Consider the following 15357-nt stretch of genomic DNA (forward strand, 5'->3'; position numbering starts at 1 on the left):
TTAATTCATCTTGTGCGGGCTTATGTTACTCATTTGCCCCGCCAGTGCAACGTTTTAGACCCGCTCGGTCAGCATGTGTTCGGGATATTTGAGGCTATCCCAGTCTAAGGTCGCTCCAAGTTCAGTTTGCAGTCGCTGGATCAAAGGATCGGAATTCATATGCGACTGGCTCTCTTGCAGCAGTTCCTTATGGAAGCGACGGCGGATCATCAAAGGCGTTTCGCGACCTTGAGGCTCACCTACCACCACTTCTAAGTTTAGCGGTTGTCCAAACCATTCTTGCAGTGCGCTTTGCAGTGCAGTTATCGCTTTTTCAGCGGCCAAGTGCTTTTGGTCTGGCTTGAGCTGCAGCCGCAAATGTTCACCTTGTATGTCGGCCACGGAATTAATGGCTAGCTGGCGAATGCGTCCGCCCACTTTGATCATAGATAGGCTTTTGTACCAGGCCAGGTCCGGCTGTGGACCTTGTGACATGATTTGCAGCAATTGGTTGGGTTGCGCTGGTAGCCGGCTCGTTTCGAGTGCTGGAACTGCCTCTGCCTCTGGCTTGTGCATGGGATCGGGCTCGACAGCTATCGCTGCACTCGGCGCGTTCACATCACTGACCTGGGATTTGGGCCCAGACACAGCTGGCTCGACAGGCTCAGGCTGAACTGCAGGCGCTGCCGGCGTGAGATCCGTTGCGCTTACATTTTCGCTGTCAGGCGGGTTAGCTACAGGGTGCTCAAGCGTCGCTAACTCAGATATAGGCTGATGTTGGGCTTGCTGATGTTGCAGGCCCTGATTTTGCGACTCCGCTTTATGCGACTCCTGATTAGGCAACTCCGATTTATGAGGTTCCCGACTTTGCAAAGCACCGGCTGAAGCGGCCGGACCGCGCGGCTGCGGTTTGGGCTCGCTAGCTGGTGACTTTTTTGCCGGGGTGTCTCCCTCGGCTTGGGTCATACTGGCCCGCAGTTGGTCGCGATTGGCCAAGGCCGCTTGCAACAACTCATCTTCAAACAAGTCCGCTTCGTCAGACGCTTGTGGCGACGGCGATGAAGCTTGAGGCGGTTGTACAGACGTCGCCGGCACTGGGCTAGCTTGGTTGCTAAGCGGTTGCTGTGGCGCTTGTGGCGGCTGCGCAACAGGTGCGCTGGCCGGTGCGCCCTGCAGGCCAAACTCTGAGGTTTCTTGCGCGGGCACCTGTGACTGAGGTGCATTTTGCTCCGGCGACTCAAAGGCTGGCTGACTATGCGCTTGCTCGGCTTCGGCGTTGGCCGCCATCACCGCATGCTCAAGATTAACCTCTGAAGCACCGCCGGTTAAGGATTCGGCCTGAGCCATGATTTCTTGCTGTTCCGCAAATAGCAGCGACTCGTCTTGTCGTGCATTGGCCGCTTGGGCTTGACGCTGAACGTCAGCCATTGGCTGGCTTTGAGGCTGTGAAGCTACAGGCTGTGCGCCAGTTTGACTGGCAACACTTGCCTGGGGTGAAGCTGGCGTTTGAGGTTGCTCAGGTACGACCGCTTGTGGTGCTGGTGCGCTATCTACAGGTTGGCTAACAGCTTGTGCCGACGCACTCTGCACCCCAGATTCTCCCGCCAGTTGTCCACTGCCCAATGGCTTAGCACTAAACACGGACTCGCTTTGCTCAGGGGCAAATGCCAAAGCGCGCAATAACGCCATTTCTAACCCAGCACGCGCATCCGGTGCATGGGCTAACTCGCGACGACCTTCCAATAAAATCTTGTAGTAAAGCTGCACTTGCTCGGGCGCAAGCGCTTTTGCCAAAGCAGCAACCGACTCGGGATGCGAAGCGATTTGCAATGCATGCGGGCTGAACTGAGCGAGTGCTACTTCATGCAGACGACGCAACATGGCCACCAGCACAGACTCGGCATCACCGCCAAAGCCCAGCACATTATCCACTTGCTCCAGCATAGGCGCCACTTCGCCATCGATGATCCCTTGCAGCAAGCGATTAACCGAATCTTCGTCCAAGGCACCCAGCATTTGTTCAACCGAGGCCAGTTGCAATTGACCGCCGCCATGGGCGATAGCCTGGTCGGTCAGGCTTAAACCGTCACGCATACTGCCTTGCGCGGCGCGTGCTAACAACAAGGAGGCTCCAGCATCAAACGCGATATTTTCTGCCTGCAAAATGCGTTCAATTTGAGCGCCAATTTGCTCAACGGTTAGCGCTTTGAGATTAAACTGTAGACAGCGAGAGAGCACAGTGATCGGCAGCTTTTGCGGATCCGTGGTCGCCAGCAAGAACTTCACATGCTCTGGCGGCTCTTCCAGGGTTTTTAGCAAGGCATTAAAACTGGCTTTAGAAAGCATGTGCACTTCGTCAATCAAGTACACCTTGTAGCGACCGCGAGCGGGACGGTACTGCACGTTTTCTAAGATTTCGCGAGTATCGTCGACCTTGGTACGCGAGGCGGCGTCCACTTCAATCAAGTCAACAAAGCGCCCTTCAGCGATCTCCAAACAAGCGGAACATTGACCGCACGGTTCGCTGGTAACGCCAGTTTCGCAATTTAGGCCTTTGGCAAACAAACGCGCCAGCGTGGTTTTACCCACACCGCGAGTGCCAGAAAAAAGGTAGGCGTGATGCAAGCGATCCTGCTGTAAGGCGTTGGTTAGAGCCGCTAAAACGTGCGCTTGGCCAACCACTTGCTCGAAGCGGCCTGGACGCCATTTGCGGGCTAACACTTGATAGGACATGAAGCTCCCCGGTTCTCTCCCATGTGATTGATTTCCATGCTACCACAGGCGGGTGGAATCGCTAACCGAGAATCTAGGGGGAATCGCAAAAAGTGGGAGGGGGTCACCCAAAGGAATGAGGGACTGCTCTTGGGTAAAAGCTATTGTGTAACTCTTAGGGCTGAGGCGTTCTCTTTTAGGCACTTCATTTGGGCGAAAGAAGGGTAGAGGGCTTAACAGTTTGCTTGTGGCGGTTGGGTAGATTCCGGCTTTTTGCTTGTGGCGGTTGGGTGGATTCTCGCGTTCGCGAGAATGACAAGAGCAAAGCAGCGAGGGCACCGGCAAGCTCAGTGCCCAAAACCACAAAGCCTAGTCGCCTTCGAACTCCACCAACGCGGTCACGTTGATGCCCATGTTCTTCAAGCGGTGCTCACCACCAATATCCGGCAACGAGATCACGAAAGCCGCTTCTTTCACTTCACCGCCACGGCGGCGGATCAGCTTAACTGTGGCTTCAATGGTACCGCCGGTGGCCAGCAAATCGTCGACTACTAATACCTTGTCTTCTGGACCTATGGCGTCTTGGTGCAATTCCAAAACGTCTTGGCCGTATTCCAGCTCATAAGACTCGGCAATCACAGCCCGTGGCAATTTGCCCGGCTTGCGCACAGGCACAAAACCTACGCCCAAGCGCAGCGCTAAAGGAGCGCCAAACAAGAACCCGCGAGCTTCAGTACCCACTACCTTGGTAAAGCCTTGGCCTTCGAAACGCTCTGCCAGCAAATCGATAGTCAGCTGGAAAGCTTTGGCGTCTTCGATCAACGACATGACGTCGCGGAACATGATGCCGGCTTTCGGGTAATCAGGAATGGTTTTAATGCTCTGCTTGATCAGAGCTAAGCTTTCAGGATTCATAATTCACTTGACCGCCATGCGGCTACTTTGATTAAAAAAGAACATTATTCACAGCCAACTCGGCACTGCAAGCGCTATTTCGTGGGCTTGTCTAGAGAGTCAAATTTCGCCCTAGTCGGTTTCCGGCAAGCGGTACAAATACCAAAGCAAGCCACAGCACATACAAGCCAGCATGATTTTCACCCACATCAGGGGAACCACGGCAATACTGAGGCTAAAGCTTAGCAAAACCACCACAAAGGCGCGTTTTTTCAAACGAGCGTTGACCGCGCGCTTTTCTTCCCAATCTTTAAGGGCTTGCGCGAACCAAGGGTGCTCATGCAGCCAGTCGTTTAGACGCTGACTCGAGCGGGCAAAGCAAAACGCCGCCAACAGAATAAATGGGACGGTGGGAAGCAGGGGTAAAACCACCCCGAGCGTGCCTAGAGCGAGACTCAACAGCCCGCCGACTAGGTAAAAACTGCGCTTAATCATAGCCACCTAGGCTAAGTGCCCGGCAACACAATGTAAACGTTTGAGTTAGCAGAATGTGAACAGCCGCCATGTCCTTAAGGTGCCGCCTAGCCGCCTTTCTTGCGTCGACGAGACTCGCCTTGCACGGCGCGATACATTTTGCCTAGCGCTTTGTCCTTGGCGCGCTTTTCCGCCAAAGAGGCCGAATTGAGCGCCTGTTCGCGCGCGAGCTTCAGATAGTTATTAAAGCGACGAGCATCGAGCTCACCAGAGGCTAACGCCGCTTGAATAGCGCAGCCAGGCTCAGCCTGATGCTGACAATCGCCAAAACGACATTGCTCGGCCAACGCCTCTACATCGGCAAAGGTGAGCGACAGCCCCTCATCCACGTCGGTTAACTGCAGCTCGCGCATCCCCGGGGTATCCATTAGCACAGCCCCTACCGGTGTCAGGTGAATCGAACGCGATGTAGTGGTGTGACGGCCTTTGCTATCGTCTTCGCGAATATTCGCAGTGGCTTGTTGGGCATCACCAATGATGGTGTTCACCAGCGTCGACTTACCCACACCAGACGAGCCCATTAACGCTAAAGTCTTACCAGAACGACACCAAGGGGCCAGTGCAGCAGCGGCTTCGCTGTCCAAGGCGTTAAGCGCCACCACATTCAATAATGGGTCCAGCGCTTGTACCTGAGCGACCAATTCATCGGCCTGCTCGAGCGACTCGCACAAATCCTTTTTGGTCAGGACCACCACAGACTCAGCCCCAGCTTCGTTGACCAGAGTTAAGTAGCGCTCGACGCGACTGAGCTTAAAGTCCTGATTGAGTGACATCACGATAAACACAGTGTCCACGTTAACCGCAATCATCTGCTCGTCTATCTTGGCGCCGGCGGCTTTGCGACGAAACTCGGTGGCGCGATCTAGACGACGAATGAACTCGCCCTCAGTTGACAGCAACAACCAGTCTCCCACCGAAATCGCTGGCAATTGCCCGACTAGAGCAAAATCTGCCAAGCCAGACTCGCCGATCAAAACCAGCCGATTTCTGTGCTGCTCGCACACGCGCATCGCACGAGTATCCTGATACTCATCCAATGTCAGTTGTTGTTGAAAAAATGGGTTCCAGCCCAACTGGGCAAGCGAATAGGCGGACATAACGCGCTCCGAAAAACGAAAGGGCCTGCGATTTGAGCGCAGGCGCGATTGCGCTAGTTTAGCAAAAACCGATTGCAAACTAAGTGTGTGCTGCATTTTTTGCGAGCGGCCTCGCGACACTGCCAAGGAGTCCCAAAAAACCTAGCGAGAACCTTGGCTACCAAGGTGCGCAGATTCCAGCTCTAGCGCTTCACGAAGCACTAGTAGTTCGCGAAGCACTCGTAGTTCGCAAAACACCAGCCGTTCGCGAAGTACTAACGAGTGGCGAATCACAAACCAGTAGCACTGGCACAAACCAGTGGCGAATCACAAACCAGCAGCGAAGCACAAATCATCCACTAGCCAAGCAGTCCGCGCACCACGCCACGCTCGGCCATTTGCGCCAATAACTGATTTAAACCATTCACTAGCACCGACTCCTCATAAGTCGGGAATTGCTCCACCACCCAGGCTTGTAGTTCGCTTAGACTCATTCCAGGTTGGCTTTGCAGCAAACTCAGCAACTGCGCACTAAACCCATCGAGTTGAATGAAGTTTACATCGTCGTCTTCATCGCGATACAAGGCTAAAAATACTGGGTGCTCTAGCGGCTCATCAGGTAGCTGGTCGACACTGATGTGCTGCACCGGCCACTGATACTGAGCAATCGCCACCGCCTGATGGACACACAATTTGGCCTTATCCAATGCATCGGAGCTCAAGCGTTGCGACTCGACCCCAAGGCTTGAAGAGACCTTCAATTCCAGCCACTCGTAGTGAGCGAGCTCCAACGCAAAGCCAAATTTTTGCGGTAACACCTGCGGGTTAGCCGATAAGTACTCGATAAACTCCTGAGAGATATCGATAAACAGCGGCGACTGACAATTGTGCTCGGCGAAGAACTTGCGCTGCAGCGCGAGCCAACCATCATCGCTAAACAAGCTTTTCAGCACCGGAAAGGCGGCATCCACAAACCCCGACACATTATTGAAAAACAACTCTTGATAAACCTTCATGCGCCGCGCGCTCACCCCTTCGGGCAATGGCGCGCCATCGGGATCGCGAATACTGTCCATAAAGGCCTGCTGAACCATTTTAAAGTCGACGCTGACGTCCTTGCTTGAATCCTGCATATCGCCTCCTTACGCGGTCAGCACGGCCGGCGCTGCGGCATTTTGCAATTGATGAATGCGCTGCAGCTCGGGTAACAGCTCTGAGGTTGGTGGAATATTAAAGTCGCGCTCGAGCAAGGTCGGATGCACGCCGTGAATGGCGTAGGCTTTTTCCAGCAACTCCCAAACCGGGTCGCACACCGCCGCGCCATGGGTGTCGACTAGCAGGTCTTCCGCCTCTACATAGTGTCCGGCCATGTGCATGTAGCGAATGCGTTCAGTCGGCAGCCCGGCCAAAAAGGTTTCGGCGTCGTAGCCGTGGTTTACCGAATTCACATAGATGTTGTTCACATCAAGCAGCAACTGACAGTTTGACTCGGACAGCACCGCTTGAGTAAAGCTAAGCTCGTCCATTTGCTGGCCAGGTGCGGCGTAGTAGCTGACGTTTTCTAAGATCAACGGACGCTCGAGTATGTCCTGGACTTGTTTGACTCGAGACACCACATGCGCCACCGCCTCTTCGGTAAAAGGAATCGGCATCAAGTCGTACATGTGGCCCTCGCCAGAGCAGTAGCTTAAGTGCTCCGAGTACCACTCAATATTGTGCAGGTCCATAAAGGCTTTAACCTGGCGAACAAACTCCACGTCCAGCTCAGCGGGAGAACCAATGGATAACGATAAACCATGCAGCACAAAGCGATGGCGCTCGGTGAGCTGGCGAAATTGCTTTTGCAGACGGCCGCCTAAGGCCATCCAGTTTTCCGGAGCGACTTCTAGAAAGTCGATGTCTTGCGGTAACTGCTGGCAAAACTCATCGAGCATCTCTCGGCGTAGACCGAGTCCGGTCAGCGGTCCTTCAAACTGTGTTGGCATAACAACTCCTTGCGGCCATCCTATCAATTGTGGATGTGTTATTTAGATTAAATCAAAACCCTGGTTTTCTACTAGCCGAGTTTCGTACTGCTCTGATTTGATGAAGCTTTTGTTCATAAAAGCCTTAGCTTATTACTGCTTTGGTTTGAAACCACTGGGCTGCAATACTCATTCGACTCAATACCAGAGCTCAAAGCTCAACTATTGAGTGCCCCTTAACAATACAGCCGACCCAAAGGCCGGCTGTCGTGTCTCTGGCTAGAGGTTGGCTAGCTTATGCAGCACCGCCACATTTGCCTTCACCACACTTGGCTTCTTTCGACTTGCTGTCGCCGCCGCACTTACCTTCGCCACACTTACCTTCTTTGGCTTTTTCACCGTGGGCTTTGGCTTTGTCGCCACCGCACTTACCTTCGCCGCATTTGCCCTCGCCACACTTACCTTCTTTGGCTTTGTCACCGTGGGCTTTAGCTTTATCGCCACCGCACTTACCTTCACCGCATTTGCCTTCGCCGCACTTACCTTCTTTGCCTTTCTCACCATGGCCGCCCATGATTTGATAGCCCTGCTCCATAGACTGGAAACCGAAAGGTGCTGCTTGTGCGTCCATTGGCGCGATTGACGCGCCCAATACTACTGCACCCAGCGCCGCTGCCACGGAAGTTTTCTTTACGTTGTTCATAATCTGTACCCTTTTTAAGTTGCTAACCTTGCTTAGGCAACCAGCGCTGATGCTGGCTTGGTTAATAAGACCCGAGCCATGTCGGTTCTATTACATCCTAGCAACAATTTTTCTTAATTGAGCAAAAAACACACAAGTTGCAACAATTTCCACTCGCATTTAGGCTTAAACGCGCTAGACTGCCGCCAATTTTAAGCAAAACCTACGCCTGACGAGCCTATGCGACTGATACTCGCCCCGATGCAAGGGGTACTCGACCACCTAATGCGCGAACTTTTAACCCAGATTAATCCTTATGATCTGTGCGTTACCGAGTTCGTGCGAGTATCTGATGGGCTGCTACCAGAGCGCAGTTTCTTCAAACTTTGCCCAGAGCTTAAGAATGGTTGTGTCACCTCTAGTGGCACCACAGTGCGAGTTCAGCTGCTAGGCCAAGATCCAGCCAAAATGGCCGCCAACGCCAAGCGCGCTATCGAGCTTGGCTCGCCGGGCGTGGACCTTAACTTTGGTTGTCCGGCCAAACTGGTCAATCGCTCCAAAGGTGGAGCTGTGTTGCTCAAAGAGCCGCATAGCGTGTTTGAGGTGGTGGATGCGGTGCGCCAAGCCGTGCCAAGCGATTTACCTGTCACCGCCAAAATGCGTTTGGGTTGGGATTCCACCCAACAAGCGGTCGATATCGCCGGGCTTATTCAACAAGCCGGCGCGAGCGAGCTGGCGGTGCACGGGCGCACCAAGGAAGACGGTTATCGCAAAGGCACGGTGGACTGGCAGCGCATTGGCGATATTAACCGCGCGCTGGATATCAACGTGGTGGCCAATGGCGATATTGTCGATTGGGCCTCGGCACAAGCTTGTCTTGAGGCCACCGGTTGCAGCGATTTAATGGTGGGACGCGGGGCGCTTAACCGCCCTAACCTTGGAGCCATGGTCAAACAGCAAACCCCCTCGCTGGCCTGGGAAGAAGTGGTTGAGCTATTGCAACGCTACAGTCATTTAGAAATGGAAGGCGACAAGGGCCTGTATTTTGCCAACCGAGTCAAGCAGTGGTTTACCTATTTGGTCAAAAGCTACCCGGAAGCGCGCGACATGTTCGACCAAATCAAGCCGTTAAAGGCGCCCGAGGCAATTCGGCCGTTATTGTCGGTGGCGGCCTAGCTCGCTGGCATCAAAGCCCTGAGCTTGCCACCATCAACAAAGCCGCAACTGACATAGCCCAACAAATTGGTGCGGCTCTTCCAGTAAGTCTTCAGTGCTTTCGCTCTTCAGTGCTTCAGTGCTTCAAGTCGCTCTGCCAATTAGCTTCGAGCCAAATAATCGCCGTAGCCAATCCACTTGTAACTGGTTAGTGCTTCCAGCCCCATAGGACCGCGGGCATGCAGCTTTTGAGTGCTCACTGCCACCTCGGCACCTAAGCCAAACTCGGCCCCATCGGTAAAACGAGTACTGGCGTTAACGTACACTGCTGCCGATTGCACTTGGTCGACAAACTGCTGACTGGCGGCCAAATCATCAGTAATGATCGCCTCGCTGTGCCCAGATGAGTGCGCATCAATGTGCTCAATCGCGGCATCTATGCTGGCCACCAGCTTAACTCCAAGGGTTAAGCCCAACCATTCGGTATCCCAATCGCCATCAATGGCGGTCGCGATATCCAGTTGTGGCCAACGCGCCACCGCCAAAGGACAGCCCTTTAGACTAACCCCTTGCCCATGGACGGCCTTTAGCAAGTCGAGCATGGCATCAGTATCACAATCTTGATGCACCAACAGCGTATCTAGCGCGTTGCAAACCGTTGGTCGCTGCACTTTGGCATTAATCACCAGCTCGGTCGCTTTAGTCAGATCCGCACGCTTGTCGAGCAGCATATGGCAAATACCAATGCCGCCAGTGATCACAGGCACGCTAGCCTGCTCGCGACACACTGCCTGAAGCTTTGGCCCACCACGAGGAATGATCATATCCACATACTCATCCATGGTTAGCAGTTGGCCGACTAAGGCCCGATCCGGGTCTTGAATCAACTGAATGGTGTTCGAGTCCAGCTGGCACTCACTCAAAGCGGCTTGAATCGCCTTTAGCAAGGCCTGGTTAGTATTCAGGGTCTCGCGACCGCCACGCAATATCGCCGCATTGCCGGTTTTTAGCGCCAACACGCTAATATCCACCGTTACGTTTGGTCGCGCTTCGTAGATAACCCCTAGCACACCCAGTGGAATACGTCGCTTGAGCAGGCGAAGGCCATTGTCTAAGCGCTGGCTATCAAGTTCAACGCCAACCGGGTCTGGCAGGCTAATCACCTGCTGAATATCAGAGATAATGCCTTGCAGGCGCTGGCTATCGAGCAGCAAACGATCAAGCATGGCATCGGCTAAGCCTTTTTGCTTGGCTGCTTGCATGTCCACTTGATTGGCCGCCAGAATCTCTGGTGCCTGCGCGTCAAGCTGTTCGGCTATCGCTTGCAACAAGCGATTCTTGGCCGGCGCGCTTAGGTTGGCCAGCTCGCGACAGGCCTTGCGAGCCGCTTGGCCCATGCCGATTAAATCTGTCATTTTTGCTCTCCTGCTAAGCTCACCGGCTGCAACACCAAGTCATTTCTGTGGACCACTACTTTGCCGTAGTCATAGCCCAAGCGCTCGCCGATGGCTTGCGAGTGTTGGCCGCGGATCCGCGTGATATCGTTGGCGTTGTAGCGGCTTAGCCCTTGAGCGAGTAGCTCACCAGTTTCACTGTGCAAAGCCACTAAAGCACCGCGCTCAAACTCGCCCTGGCAATCGATAATGCCTTTGGCCAACAAGCTGCGGCCTTGACTGCTAATCGCATTGACCGCACCGCTGTCTAAAATCAGTTTGCCTCTGGCTTTAGGGCCCGCCAGTAGCCATTGCTTGCGGCTTTCTAAGCGATTGGCATGAGCGCTGACTCGAGTGCCCACCGAGCGTTTGGCAAACGCATCCAGCAACACATTATCGCGACCACCCGCAGCAATGATCACCTCAATGCCAGCCCGTTGCGCCAGCTGCGCCGCTTGCAGTTTGGTGGCCATGCCGCCGGTGCCCAAATGAGTGCCGCTGCCTCCGGCCAAAGCTAACACCTGGGGAGTGATTGCATCGACCCGTTCAATCAATTGCGCCTGAGGGTTGCTTCTCGGATCAGCATCAAACAGCCCGTCTTGGTCGGTGAGCAACACCAGTAAATCCGCTTGCCCCAGCAACGCGGCTCGAGCCGACAAATTATCGTTATCGCCGACTTTAATTTCTGTGGTCGCCACCGCGTCATTCTCGTTGACCACAGGAATAATGCCGTGGCTGAGTAATGCGTTTAGAGTGTCTTGGGCGTTGAGATAGCGCTCGCGATCGCGCAGATCGGCGCCGGTGAGCAGCAATTGCCCCACGTGCAAGCCGTAGATTTGAAAAAGGTTTTCCCAACGCTGGATCAACTGAGTTTGACCAACCGCCGCCAACAGCTGCTTGTCGGCCATGCTGTCGCTCAGGGCCGGGAAGCCTAAATGCTCACGCCCAGCCGCCATCGCGCCCGAAGTACACAGGATGACTTCGGTACCGGCTTGACGCAACACGGCCATTTGTCGCACCAATTCGACCATGCGCGCCGAGTTGAGTCGATCGCTGCCGCCGGTTAGTACGCTAGTGCCTAGCTTTACAACGATGCGCTGATAGTTTGTGCTCACTGTGAACCCTTACTAATTAAGAGATCTCCAGTCTAGACAAGCCAACAGCGCTTTTGAATTGAATTCTTTTGCTTATGCGAGTTTGCGACGCCAAGCGGCGATTAACAAACCAATAAGCGCGCCAAAGCCCCAACTGCCACCGCTGCTGCCGCCAGTTTCAGGAGTTTCGCCCACTAAAGTCATGCTACGCTCGACTCGCGCTCGATACTGGCCCCTAGGTTGTGGGTCAAAGCGATACTCAAACACCACATCGGCGATGAGTTTGACGGTGTGAGTGCCTTCAACCCCTTCGGCCACTTCAAAGCGAAACGGCTGCTCAGCGCCGATGACTTGCTCACTGGCATCTAACAGCAAACCGTTGCTCAACAGCGCGCTTGGCTCTGCCGCTGGCCACTGCTGAGTATCGCGGCTGAACTTCACATACTCGCTGGTATTGCCATTGGCATCAGTGGCCAGCATTTGCACCGAGAGCTCGATGCCGGCTTGTTTGTAGTTGTGCAGCTCTAGCGCCAAATCGTAGCTTTGCCCTGGTGACAGCTGACTGACTTTCGGGTTAGCAGCGGCGCTGCCAGGTAAGTTGTCTGTGCTTGGGTACACCAGCAATTGCGATAAGCTCAGCAGAGGCACGGGCGCCTGTTGCAGTGCTTTTAAAAGGTCGAGCTTGGGGTAGCTCAGTTGAACCTCGCCATCACTTAGCGTGTGCGCATAAGTCATTGGTGAGCCCTCTAGCAAGCGCAAGGTCAACTCGCGATGACTCTCGCCCGGATTGTCCTGATTCATCACCGCCAAGGTGGCCGCCACAATTGGCGAGGCCATCGAGGTGCCATTCCAGCTGGCGTATTGATTGTTAGGCAGTGTGGAATAAATCCCCAATCCCGGCGCCATGATCTCATATTCAAGCTCATCGCCCGGCACACAGTCCCAGTTCGAAAAAGCCGCCATTGCCGGACTGGCCTCATCGAGCTGGGGTTGACTGGCCATCACGCCAACCACGTATGGGTAAGCCGCCGGATAAAAGCGAGTCGTCGCTTGGGTTTGGCAATCACTGCTATTTGGCTTGCCGCTATTGCCCGCCGAGGCCACTAGCAAGCTTCGCTTAAACGCCGAGCTAATGGCATCTTGTTCCAGTTGGCTTGGCACGCTGCCACCAAAGGACATGTTAATCACGTCAACGCCCATGGATACGGCATAATCCACCGCCTCAGCAATATCGTTGCTATACAGAAGCTTATCCGAGGTCGCTTTGATGGCCATAATGCGAATATCGGCAATGCCTGTGTCTTTTAGCTCGGCTAACATCTGCGCCAGAATGCCGGCCACATGGGTGCCGTGACCATCGGTGTCCATAGGCTCACCGTGATGCTCGCTGCCGCCAAAGCTGGCGCCGTGGATATCATCGATAATGCCGTTGCCGTCGTTATCGATGCCGTCGCCTTCAATTTCCGCGGGGTTACGCCACATGAAGGGTTGTAGGTCGGGGTGGGTGTAATCGATCCCTGAGTCGATGACCGCCACCACGATAGGCCTGGTGCCGTTGCTCTTGCTGGCCAGCCAGTCTCTTGCTCCCAATAAGTCGATGGCGGACCACTGCCAACCCGGCTCGGTGTGCGGTATTTCAGTTTGATTTTGAAAGCCGGTCAAATAGCGAGGTTGCGGTGCTTCGACCACTAAGTCGGGTTGTTGTCGGCGTAGCTCGGCTAGCGCTTGTAGTTGAGCCTGACGTTCGATGGGATTTGAGCTGAGTTCGAGTCTTGACCAGGCTTGGCTCCAATGCGGCTCGGCACCATCGCCAGCACTCAGACTAGTGCTTTGCAGCTGAGTCACAGATGATTGGCGATAAGGCTTTAGCGCAAGCGTTCCATAACTCTGCGCTGCGGTATTTGAGTTCTCAGTTTGAACCCCAGCAACTTGCGAATGAGCGCGCGCTTGTTTAATCAGTAGTTGCTGCTGCGGACATACACCTTCGGGGCAGTCTAAGTATTGTTGCAGCATCTCGGCCGAAACTGATTCACTCGCGAGGGATTTGGCTGACACTGAGTCAGTAGGCGCTAATTCGGCAGAAAAAGGGCCAGAAATAGAAGCACCGCTAACACACAACAAAGCCAGCGCGGCGAATGGGACTCCCCGGCTGTACGGACGAATTGACGAAGATTTGATTGGCATACTACCCAGCCTAACGGGCTTGCACCCGCAACATAATTCTTGTTGGAATATTTGTATGGCCATTTTTTAAACACTATGGCCTTTTGCACCAGTCTATCCTCAATCCAAACCGGATTCTGTGGCCATGGTGGCGTTTATTGCATTGGCTCAACACTAAAAAACGCGCTCAGTGAGCGCGCTTTTGGGTCGAGTCTGCTTAGCGCTTAGAGCACAGCAAACTTGATAATAAACAAGGCAGCGATGGTCACAACGCCAGCGTTCAACTCGTTAAAGCGGCCGCTGAGTGCCTTGATAACCGCATATGCAATGAAACCAAAGCCAATACCCGTGGCAATCGAGAAAGTTAGCGGCATCAGTAAACACACCACGCCCACGGGTGCCGCCTCGGTTAAGTCATGCCAGTCCACATTGGCCAAACCGGCCATCATCAAAATCGCTACGAAGAACAGCGCCGGTGCAGTGGCGTAAGCTGGGACCATACCCGCCAGTGGCGATAAGAATAAGCAGAACAAGAACAGCACGCCAACCACCACAGCGGTCAGGCCAGTGCGACCACCCGCGGCCACACCAGCAGTGCTCTCTACGTACGAGGTAGTTGTCGAGGTACCCATCATAGAGCCCGCAACGGTGGCAACAGAATCGGCCAAAAGCGCTTTGCGCAAACGCGGCAAACGCCCATTCTTATCCAGCAAATTACCCCGTTGAGCCACACCAACTAGGGTGCCAGAGGTATCAAACAAATCCACGAACAAGAAGGCAAACACCACGCTAATCATCGACAGTTCTAGTGCCCCTGCGACGTCCATCTTCAAGAGAGTCGGCGCGAGCGAGGGTGGTGCAGATACGATGCCGGAGTAACTTACTTCACCGGCAATCAGCGAAATCACGGTCACGGCGAAAATCGCTAAGAGCACCGCCCCTTTTATATCGCGATCCACCAGCGCAATGATTAGGAAAAAGCCCAAAGCGGCCATCAGCGGCGGCCAGGCGGTGATGTCCCCCATGGTCACCAAAGTGGCAGGGCTGCTCACAATGATACCGGCGTTTTTCAGCGCCAAAATCGCGAGAAACAAGCCAATACCAGCGGCGATACCCACTCGCAGCGACACAGGGATCGAGTTAACAATCCACTCGCGAATTTTCACCAAGGACAAAATCATGAAGCAGATACCCGAGAGGAACACGGCCCCTAGCGCACTCTCCCACGAGTGTCCCATCTCCAACACCACTGTATAGGTGAAAAAGGCGTTCAGTCCCATACCAGGTGCTAAGGCGATGGGGTAATTAGCCACAAAGCCCATGATGAAGCAGCCGATAGCCGCGGCCAAACAGGTGGCAACAAACACCGCCCCTTGGTCCATTCCCGCATCGGCGAGCATGGCTGGATTGACGAAAATAATGTAGGCCATGGTCAAAAAGGTGGTTACACCGGCGACCACTTCTTGGCGCAGATTAGTTTCGTGTTGTCTGAGTTGAAACAGTTTTTCCAGCATGCGAGTGTCCAGTTTGCAAAATTGTTAAAGCGCAGTTTTAACAGCGGATTATGAACCTAGTCGAATAGGCTGGCAATGTTGCAGATCAAAGCATGCTTCAGCATTTGGTGATTTTTGTGGATAAAACACCCCCAAAACAGCATAGGGGACAGTCCCC

At 54.1% G+C, this 15357-nt stretch carries 12 protein-coding genes; 1 reads left to right on the forward strand and 11 read right to left on the reverse strand.

Going from position 1 to position 15357, the window contains the following annotated elements:
* Nucleotides 1-54: 54 nt before the first annotated feature.
* From dnaX to CLC93_RS01780, 7 genes are all read right to left on the reverse strand, one after another.
* Nucleotides 55-2712, reverse strand: a complete 2658-nt coding sequence (gene dnaX, locus CLC93_RS01750) for a DNA polymerase III subunit gamma/tau (RefSeq protein ID WP_095504216.1) — start codon at nucleotides 2710-2712, stop codon at nucleotides 55-57.
* A gap of 348 nt (nucleotides 2713-3060) precedes the next feature.
* Entirely contained in the window at nucleotides 3061-3606 is a 546-nt protein-coding gene (gene apt, locus CLC93_RS01755; protein ID WP_095504217.1) for an adenine phosphoribosyltransferase, read from the reverse strand.
* Nucleotides 3607-3717: 111 nt separating this feature from the next.
* Nucleotides 3718-4080, reverse strand: coding sequence for a YbaN family protein (locus CLC93_RS01760; protein ID WP_095504218.1), 363 nt, complete (start codon nucleotides 4078-4080; stop codon nucleotides 3718-3720).
* Nucleotides 4081-4166: 86 nt separating this feature from the next.
* Nucleotides 4167-5216: a ribosome small subunit-dependent GTPase A gene (rsgA, locus tag CLC93_RS01765; RefSeq protein WP_095504527.1), complete on the reverse strand. Its 1050-nt coding sequence runs from the start codon at nucleotides 5214-5216 to the stop codon at nucleotides 4167-4169.
* Nucleotides 5217-5554: 338 nt separating this feature from the next.
* Nucleotides 5555-6328 carry an HvfC family RiPP maturation protein gene (locus CLC93_RS01770; protein ID WP_095504219.1) on the reverse strand — a complete coding sequence of 258 codons (774 nt, stop codon included), beginning with the start codon at nucleotides 6326-6328 and terminating at the stop codon, nucleotides 5555-5557.
* Nucleotides 6329-6337: 9 nt separating this feature from the next.
* Nucleotides 6338-7180: an HvfB family MNIO-type RiPP peptide maturase gene (locus tag CLC93_RS01775; RefSeq protein WP_095504220.1), complete on the reverse strand. Its 843-nt coding sequence runs from the start codon at nucleotides 7178-7180 to the stop codon at nucleotides 6338-6340.
* A 274-nt stretch (nucleotides 7181-7454) separates the two neighbouring features.
* A complete protein-coding gene (locus CLC93_RS01780; RefSeq protein ID WP_095504221.1) occupies nucleotides 7455-7862 on the reverse strand; it encodes an HvfA family oxazolone/thioamide-modified RiPP metallophore in 408 nt (135 codons plus the stop codon).
* A 219-nt stretch (nucleotides 7863-8081) separates the two neighbouring features.
* Between CLC93_RS01780 and dusC the strand changes: the two genes are divergently transcribed.
* Nucleotides 8082-9017 (forward strand): tRNA dihydrouridine(16) synthase DusC, encoded by a 936-nt coding sequence (gene dusC, locus CLC93_RS01785; protein ID WP_095504222.1) that lies wholly within the window; start codon nucleotides 8082-8084, stop codon nucleotides 9015-9017.
* A 140-nt stretch (nucleotides 9018-9157) separates the two neighbouring features.
* On the opposite strand, the gene CLC93_RS01790 is transcribed toward dusC, so the two are convergent.
* The 4 genes from CLC93_RS01790 to CLC93_RS01805 all read right to left on the reverse strand — a co-directional run bounded on the left by CLC93_RS01790 (nucleotide 9158) and on the right by CLC93_RS01805 (nucleotide 15200).
* Nucleotides 9158-10411, reverse strand: a complete 1254-nt coding sequence (locus CLC93_RS01790; RefSeq protein WP_095504223.1) for a glutamate-5-semialdehyde dehydrogenase — start codon at nucleotides 10409-10411, stop codon at nucleotides 9158-9160.
* Nucleotides 10408-11544: a glutamate 5-kinase gene (proB, locus tag CLC93_RS01795; RefSeq protein ID WP_095504224.1), complete on the reverse strand. Its 1137-nt coding sequence runs from the start codon at nucleotides 11542-11544 to the stop codon at nucleotides 10408-10410. Before proB ends, CLC93_RS01790 begins: the two co-directional genes overlap by 4 nt.
* Before the next feature lie 72 nt (nucleotides 11545-11616).
* Entirely contained in the window at nucleotides 11617-13707 is a 2091-nt protein-coding gene (locus CLC93_RS01800) for a S8 family peptidase (protein ID WP_169902758.1), read from the reverse strand.
* A gap of 203 nt (nucleotides 13708-13910) precedes the next feature.
* Nucleotides 13911-15200: an NCS2 family permease gene (locus tag CLC93_RS01805; RefSeq protein WP_095504226.1), complete on the reverse strand. Its 1290-nt coding sequence runs from the start codon at nucleotides 15198-15200 to the stop codon at nucleotides 13911-13913.
* Nucleotides 15201-15357: the final 157 nt, after the last annotated feature.

Origin of the sequence: Paraferrimonas sedimenticola (genome assembly GCF_002282855.1) — a bacterium.
GTDB lineage: Bacteria > Pseudomonadota > Gammaproteobacteria > Enterobacterales > Shewanellaceae > Paraferrimonas > Paraferrimonas sedimenticola.